Annotated in this window: 1 protein-coding gene; it reads left to right on the top strand. The window is 42.5% G+C overall.

Going from position 1 to position 9,419, the window contains the following annotated elements; translation table 11 throughout:
- The first annotated feature begins 26 nt into the window (after positions 1–26).
- Entirely contained in the window at positions 27–9,215 is a 9,189-nt protein-coding gene (locus ESB04_RS03015) for an invasin domain 3-containing protein (RefSeq protein WP_205749457.1), read from the top strand.
- Positions 9,216–9,419: the final 204 nt, after the last annotated feature.

Here is a 9,419-nt window from a genome sequence, read left to right as displayed (position 1 = left end):
CAGTGACTACGAGTGGATCAGACCGCTTGTCGATTACCGTGAGCCCAGCCAGCTTTGCTAAGTTGTCTGTGAGCTTAGCCAGCCCACAAATCAATGGAGTAGCCTTTACAGGCAGCAATACCTTGACGGCCTTAGATGCCTATGGCAATACGGTAACAGGCTTTGATGCGAGTGGCAATAACGTAACGGTGAGTGCAAATAGTTTGACGGGAACGATCAGTGGATTAAGTGGAACCAACAAGTTGACTAGTGCGAGTGACTTTGTGAATGGGGTAGCCAACCTAAGTAGCTTAGGCTTGAAGTACACAGGAACGGTAGGAACAGGCACATTCAGCTTTACCCCAACGACAGGTACGGCAGTAACGAGTGGTAATGTGAGTATCAATGCAGGCTCTGCTAATAAGTTTGTGATTACGGGAACTGGAACACAGACAGCGGGTAGCAGCCAGACGATCACGATCACGGCGAAGGATGCGCAGGGTAATACGGTAACATCTTATGCGGGAGATAAGTCTTTGACCTTCTCTGGTGCTTCAAGCTCATTGAGCCCAGTGACTAGTCCGACCGTATCCGATAAAAATTCAAATGCGGTTAATGTAGGAACTGCTACTACGGTAACATTTAGCAATGGTGTTGCTACGGCTAATGTGGCATTGTATTTGGCAGAAAGCATCAATTTAGCAGTCACTGACGGAACATTATCTGCCACTGGTTCAGATCGTTTATCTATCACTGTGGGAGTAGGCTCATTCAGTAAATTGGGCTTGAACTTGGCAACTTCGCAAACCAATGGCATAGCCTTCACTGGTACGAATACCTTGACGGCTCTAGATGCTTATGGTAATACAGTAACTAGCTTCAATGCATCTACGAATAATATCACAGTTACAGCCAGCTTAACTGGTACGATTACTGGTTTAAGTGGTGGTAATAAATTGAACAATGCTTCAGATTTTGTCAATGGTGTAGCCAACTTGACTAGTTTAGGCTTGACTTTCACTGGTACATCTGGAACAGGAACATTCACCTTTACTCCAACAAGCGGTTTAGCAGTAACTAGTTCTAATGTTACCATGAGTACTGGTTCAGCTACTCGTTTAGTAATTACGGCCGCATCTTCGAGTCAAATTGCCGGTACGGCATTTAGTGCGACCATTACAGCTAAAGATGCTAGTGGAAATACAGTAACTAACTTTATTGGAGATAAGACCCTAGTATTCTCGGGTGCTAGTGTGTCACCTAATTCGAGCTTTACTCCAAGTGCAAGTGACAAATCTTCGGTGGCTACTAATTTTGCTGATAATACGGTGGTGACATTCACCAATGGTGTGGCATCTACCAACTTAAGATTATATGCTGCAGAAACAGCGAATATCGCGGCAAGCACATCAGGTATCTCGGCTACTACTGGAACAGATCGATTAACTGTAACTGTGAGTCCAGCTTCTTTCAGTCAATTAGCTGTTAGCTTAGCAGCTTCACAATCTAATGCAGTTGCCTTTACTGGAAGCAATACATTGACAGCAAAAGATGCTTATGGAAATACGGTAACCAACTTCAATGCAAGCTCTAACAACATTACCGTAACTTCTAGTTTAACGGGAACAATTACTGGATTATCTGGTACAAACAAATTAAATGCAGCAGGTGACTTTGTGAATGGAGTTGCTAATTTAACTAGCCTAGGAATGATTTATACCGGTCTTTCTGGTTCAGTTAATTTTACCTTTACGCCAGCATCTGGTACAGCTACTACTGCTGGTCCTGTAAACATTAATCCGGGTGTTTTAAGTAGAATTATTATCACAGGATCATCTACTCAGGTAGCAGGCGCCTCTCAAACCATCACCTTAACTGCGAAAGATTCTGGTGGAAATACGATTACAAGTTATACAGGAGCTAAAAATATCACCTTTACAGGTGCCACATCCACTACCTCGCCGGTTAATAATCCAACGGTAGCTTCAGTAGCTTTTGGTACAAGTACTAGCCTTAACTTTAGCAATGGTGTGGCTACAGCTAGTATGAATTTATTCAAAGTGGAGAATGCTGTGATTACAGCTACTGATGGAAGTATTACTTCTACAGGAACCGACAGATTATCTGTCGCTGTGAATCCAGGGGCGTTTGACACATTCACTCTTGCCTTGGCAAATACTCAAGCAAGTGGAGTAGCCTTTACAGGTACTAATACTTTAACAGCGAAAGACGCATACGGTAATATTGTGACGGGATTTAATGCAGCTACCAATAATGTAACAGTTACTAGCACATTGACTGGAACGATTTCAGGTTTATCGGGCACTAATAAGCTTACCGATGCCAACGATTTTGTCAATGGAGTGGCTAATTTGACTAGTCTGGGAATGAAATTTGCTGGAACTGCAGGAACAGGTACATTTACCTTTACACCTGCCACTGGTACGGCAGTGACAAGCTCCAATGTAACCATTACCAGTGGTGCGGCTACTCGCCTAGTGATTACAGGAACCAGTACACAAACTGCGGGTGTAGCCCAAACAATTACAATAACAGCTAAAGATGATGAAGGCAACATAGTAACAGCCTATACTGGAGCGAAATCATTGACATTCTCTGGTGCCAATGCATCATCCAGCCCTACCACTTTGGCAAAAGTAAATACTACGGAATTTGGTACAGCTACTTCCATTACTTTCACGAATGGTGTAGCAACGGCTTCTATGGAACTTTATAAGGCTGAATCGGCTGTGGTGGCGGTAGGAGACGGTACCATTGCTGCTGAGGATGCAGATCGCTTAAGCGTGACAGTCAATGCGGCTAGCTTTAGTAAATTGTCAGTTAGCTTAGCAAGTCCACAAAATAGCACGGAAACCTTTAAAGGTACAAATACCTTAACGGCTCAAGACGCCTTTGGTAACGTGGTGACTGGCTTTAATGCAGCAGGTAATAACATTACCGTTAGTACTACTTTATCGGGTACAATCAGTGGTCTATCAGGTACAAATAAATTAACAGCAGCTGGTGACTTTGTGAATGGAGTAGCAAACCTGACAAGCTTAGGTATGATGTATACCGGTAGTCCAGGCACAGGAACATTTACGTTCACTCCTGCAACGGGTACCGCAATTACCAGTGGAAACGTGTTAATTAATGGTGGTGAGGCTACCAAGTTTATCATTACTTCTACGGCATCTAGCGTCAACGCTGGAGTAGCACAAAGTCTTACTATTACTGCAAAGGATTCCAATGGCAATACATCAACTATTTACACAGGTAATAAGTCATTAGTATTCTCAGGTGCTAGTGCATCTAGTAATCCTGCGTTTATTCCAATAGCTGGAAGCACTGACTTTGGTACATCTACATCGGTGAACTTTGTCAATGGTGTGGCTACCTTGAATGTGACCTTATACAAAGCAGAAACGGCATTAATTTCTGCCACAGATGGTACTATTTCTAGCACAGGCTCTGATCGCTTGAGTTTAGGAGTTACTGCTGCTGCCTTCTCTAAATTGGCGGTGAGTTTGACTTCTCCACAAAATAGTGCCATAGCCTTCACAGGTACTAATACTTTGACGGCTCAAGATGCTTATGGCAACACAGTAACGAATTTCAATGCTTCTACAAATAACATTACCGTAAGCACCAGCCTAAGCGGAACTATTTCAGGTTTATCTGGGGCTAATAAATTGACAAGTGCTTCAGACTTCGTATCTGGGGTAGCTAACTTAAGCGGATTAACGTATACAGGTGCAGCTGGTACGGGTACATTTACCTTTACACCGGCCACAGGATCAGCTATTACGAGCGCATCTATCCAAATAAGAGCAGATGTTCCAAGTGCCACTAACTCTACCTTGACGCCTATTTCTGCCAGTGTATTAGCAAGTGGATCTACACAAACTCTGACCGTGACTGCGAAAGATGCTTCTGGAAATACCATTAGTAGTGGTGGGGCTACAGTAACAATTACGAAGCTTTCAGGTGTAGGTAACGTTTCAGCTGTAACTGATAATCAAGATGGTACTTATACTGCCAATGTTAGTTCTACAGAGGTAGGTTCTGGTGTATTTGTAGCAACGATAAACGGCTCTCCTGTATTAAGTGGCGGAGCTACCCAAACGCAAGCCACAATTAACTTCACCGTGGGAGCCATTAGTGCGGCTACCTCTGCTTTAACACCAATAACAGCTAGTTTAGCAGCTGATGGTACAACACAAACATTGACAGTTACTGCTAAAGATGCCAATGGAAATATTCTAAGTACAGGTGGTGCTACAGTGGTTATTTCTAAAACTTCTGGAGTAGGAACAGTATCCGCTGTAACAGACAATAATAATGGAACTTATACTGCTACGGTAAATTCCAACATCCCTGGAACTGGGGTATTCGTAGCTACGATAAACGGTAATCCAGTGCTTGGAGGCAATGTAAGTCAGGCGACATCTACCATCACCTTTACTGCAGGAGCCGCTACTAAGTTAGTGATCACGGGAACAGGTACTCAAACAGCTGGTGGTCAACAAATTGTAAGCATTACAGCGAAAGATGCAAGCGGAAATACAGCTGTAGCATACACAGGCTCCAAGTCTTTGACCTTTACTGGAGCAGCTAGTTCCACTAGTCCAGTTACAGCCCCAAGTATCGATGGCATAGCCATGGGTATGGCAACCAATATAAGTTTCAGTGCGGGTGTAGCTACTGCTGTCTTGAGATTGTATAAAGCTGAGACAGCTACCATTAGCGTGACAGACGGAACTATCAACTCCATTGGAACTGATCGTTTGTCAGTTGTAGTAAGTTCAGGTAGCTTATCCAAATTTGAATTGAACTTAGCAAGTCCGCAGGTAGCTGGTCAAGTATTTGTAGGGGAGAACACCTTAACGGCTCAGGATGCATTTGGTAATGCGATAACGAACTTCAATGCAAGCAGTAATAATGTGACGGTGACCACCAATTTAGTAGGTGCTATCTCTGGATTATCTGGAACTAATAAATTAACGGCTGCTACTGACTTTGTAAACGGAGTAGCTAATTTGACTGCTCTTGGATTGATCTACACAGGTGAAACGGGAACGGGTACTTTTACTTTTACAGCTACTACAGGTACCACTGTGACTAGCCCAAGCATAACTATTAGTAATGGAGCTGCGGCTAAAATTAAACTTAGTACCATTAGCAACCCGGTAGCTGGAATAGCTCAAACAGTTACTGCTACCTTGGTGGATGTTGTTAATAATCCGGTGGTGGCTACAGCTAGTGGCCTGATAACCTTATCCGTGAAAACAGGTACAGGTACTCTTGGTGGTACAGTTTCGGCTACATTATTAGCTGGTTCCAGCTCAGTGGTTATCAGCGGATGGACATACAGCAAGAGTGAATCCGGTGTAGTACTGTTGGCCACAGGAACTGGATTGTCCAATTCCAATGTAAATGGTAAAACGGGTGAGTCCAATGCCTTTGGTGTAGTTCCAGGATCACCAGCAAGTTTTGTATTGTTCTCAGATCAAACCAAGACCACAGCTGGTAGCCCAGTAACTATGCAGTTGAAAATGGTAGATGCCTATGGAAATGTTGTCACTGGATACAACTCAACCTTGAATACCATATTCACTGGCGCTAGTCCAGCTCCAAATAATTCAGCCAATCCTCAAGTTACTTTAAAACAAACGTCTACCTTATCGATTCCAAGTGATAGCAAAACTCAGAGTAAGGTAGAATCTAAGAAAAGTACAAGCAACTCAACAGTTAATATTTTGAGTACGGCTACTGGTGGGGCAAGTTTAGCATCTTCCAACAACAATACTCCAACAGCCAACAAGGTGCTGGATGGGTATACTCCATTAGGTACAGCCATTACGGTGAAATTTGTGAATGGAATAGCTACCTTAGAATTGATCTTATATGCGGCAGAAAATGCAAATATTGAGGTGAAAGCAGCAGATGGAACCATTGCAACGAAACCAGAAAATAAATTACCGATTCAGGTTGAGGCAGATAAGTTCAACTACTTGGACGTAAAACTTGATACACAACAAGAGTCAGGGAAACCTATTACGGGTACCATGAAAGCGGTGGATGAGTATGGTAATGTGGTGAAAACATTTAATGCGGCTGAAAACCCTGTTAAGATTGTGGTTTCTAGCATATCTGGAACAACTACTACCAATCAAACAACCTATGTCTTGTCCAAACCAACTGACTTTACTCAGGGAGTTGCTGATTTCTCTGTATTGGGAATAATATTCAAAGAGGCTACTTCCGGTTCTGTTAAGTTGACCATTAGTCCTACAGAAGGCCAAGCTGTGGAAACACCTGAAGTGGCTATAGTTTCTCCAGATACCGATGGTGATAGTGTGACAGATGAGCAAGAGTTGAAGGACAATACTGACATGAACGACCCTTGTTCATATGTAATGAGTTCTTTTGTGATGAGCAAAACCTCAGTTACTTGGAAGGCCTTGGATTGCGACGGCGACGGTTCTCCTAACGGAACTGACGTAGAACCATCGAATGCTTGTTCAGGTGGTGTAGCTGGCTATATTCCACCAAAAGGAAGCATTGGATATGCGAAATACTTCGCTGGAGACTGCGACAATGACGGAATTTCCAATGAAATGGAATGTAACGGAGGATATTTGGGAACTGGTTCTTGCCAAGACTTTGACTCAGATGGAATTCCTAACTTCTTAGATCCAGATTCCGATAATGACGGTATTTTGGATGTAATGGAAAAGAACATCGATAGCGATGGGGATGGGGATGCCAACTACCTAGATTTAGATTCCGATAATGACGGTATTTTGGATTCACAAGAAAGATCCTATGATACTGATGGGGATGGAATCATGAACTTCCTAGATACCGATTCAGATAATGATGGCATTATGGATGCTTGGGAAGGAACTGATAATAAACGTGGTACAATTGACGACAACTATGACGGTCGAGTGGATAAAAATGGAGCCTTCCCAGATGTAAATGGTAATGGTTTGGCAGACTTCTTAGAAGCTAATCCAGCTCCAGTACCTGATACAGATAAGGATGGAATAGCTGATTACCTAGACTTAGATTCTGATGGGGATGGTATACCTGATAAAGTTGAGTTAACCAATGACCCTGATAAAGACGGATATCCAAATTATCGCGATAAAGATTCAGATGGCGACTGGTTAGGTGATAGCGATGAACGTGATACAGATAATGACGGCGATCGAATTCCAAATTACTTGGATGATGATTCAGATAATGACGGTATACCAGATGCTTGGGAAGGAAAAGATAAGTGTAGGGAATGTAATACTTTAGACGATGGAAATAACAATGGATGGGATGATCGTGGAGAGTATAAGGCGGTTATTGATACGGATAAAGATGGTTCTCCTGACTTCTTAGATTTGGATTCAGATAATGATTGTATTCCTGATGGAGTAGAGGGTGGAGCAGATTGGGATCAGGATAAATTGGCGAACTTCCGTGATACTGATTCAGACGGTGATGGAATCTTGGATATCGTAGAGGTAGGGGATTGCAAAGCACCTTGGGATACAGATAAAGATGGCTTGAAGAATTTCGAAGACACAGATTCTGATGGCGATGGTATTCCAGATAACATAGAAGCAGGTAAAGATTTATCTAAACCAGTGGATACAGATGGAGATGGTATACCAGATATGTTGGAGTTAGATGCAGACAATGATACGATTCCAGACAAGGTAGAGGTAGGTCCTGATGTATGGAAACCATTGGATTCCGATCAAGATGGAAAATATGACTTCCAGGATACAGATTCTGATAACGATACGGTGGCAGATAAGATCGAGGTTGGACCTAATCCAAATATGCCAAGAGATTCGGACAAAGATGGATTGCCAGATTACCGTGATATTGATTCTGATAATGATACCATGCCAGATGGGGTTGAGGTTGGTATTATCAACGGCGTACCGGTAGATACCGATAAGGATGGAATGCCAGATATGTTGGATACCGATTCCGATAATGATACCATCCCAGATAGTATCGAGGCAGGTAAAGTACCAGTAGTTCCTTTGGATTCTGATGGGGATTTATTACCAGATTACCGAGATATTGATTCCGACAATGACGGTATCCTAGATATTGTCGAGGTAGGAGCAGACGTAAATAATCCTCTAAATACGGATGGAGATTTATTAGGCGACGGTTCCCCTAGATACGATTATCGTGATACTGATTCGGATAATGATGGTATTCCAGATTTCATTGAAGCGGGAGCTAATCCATTGAAACCACAGGATTCAGATGGGGATGGTTTACCAGATTATCGCGAATTAGACGCAGATAACGATGCTATTCCAGATAGCGTGGAGGCAGGTAAAGATCCATTGATTCCAGTAGATACTGATAAGGATGGAAAAGCAAATTATACAGATACAGATTCTGATAATGATACCATACCGGATCGAATTGAGGCAGGAGATAATCCTAAAGTTCCGGTAGATACCGACAGGGATGGAATGCCAGATTATGTGGATTTAGATACGGATGCAGATACGATTCCGGATCGAGTAGAAGTAGGTCCAGATCCAAACAGACCATATGATACAGACAAGGATGGTATTTATGATTTCCGCGATACTGATTCGGATAATGATACTATCCCTGACAAAAAAGAAGCGGGTCCAGATCCAAATAATCCAGTGGATACAGATGGGGATGACTTGCCAGATTATCGAGATACAGACTCTGATAACAACGGAATTTCTGATCAGGAAGAAGTTGGACCAGATCCAATGAACCCAATAGATACCGATGGAGATGGAATACCAGATTACAAAGATCCAGATGATGATGGCGACGGTATCCCTGATAAATTGGAAGATGATATCAACTATGGAGCATTACCAGATTGTGACAAAGATGGTATACCAAATAGTAAGGATAAGGATATCTGTGAGCCTTTTGTCACTCAAGGATTCTCTCCCAATGGAGATGGTATCAATGATAAGTTTGTGATACCAGGTATCATGAGTATGCCAAGTCACCACTTAACGGTCTTCAACCGCTGGGGTAATGTGGTGTACGAAACCGACAATTATAAAAATGATTGGGGCGGTGAGATACCAAAAGGCTTAGGTATCGTTCAAGGTGAAGGAACTATTACCGATGGTGTTTATTTCTACGTCATCGACTTCAAAGGAGCGAAACCCAATATCCAGTCGTTCATCTACGTGAACCGCCTGGATAAATAAAGAAATTGAAGTGATGCCTTAAACATCATTTCAATAAGAGGGAAACCTCAAAAACATTAGAACACGGATTGCAGAAAGTCGGGACTTTTTAAGTTTCGACTTTTTTTTGCCCACCTACTCGAATTTGAGTACAAATTTTTGACGGATAGCCCTCAAAATATCCTTCATTCTTTTCATATTTGTGTTGGCAATGAATATTTGCCC

Source organism: Aquirufa rosea (assembly GCF_004118285.1).
In the GTDB taxonomy this organism is placed as follows: domain Bacteria; phylum Bacteroidota; class Bacteroidia; order Cytophagales; family Spirosomataceae; genus Aquirufa; species Aquirufa rosea.
This window is presented reverse-complemented; position numbering and strand designations above follow the sequence as displayed.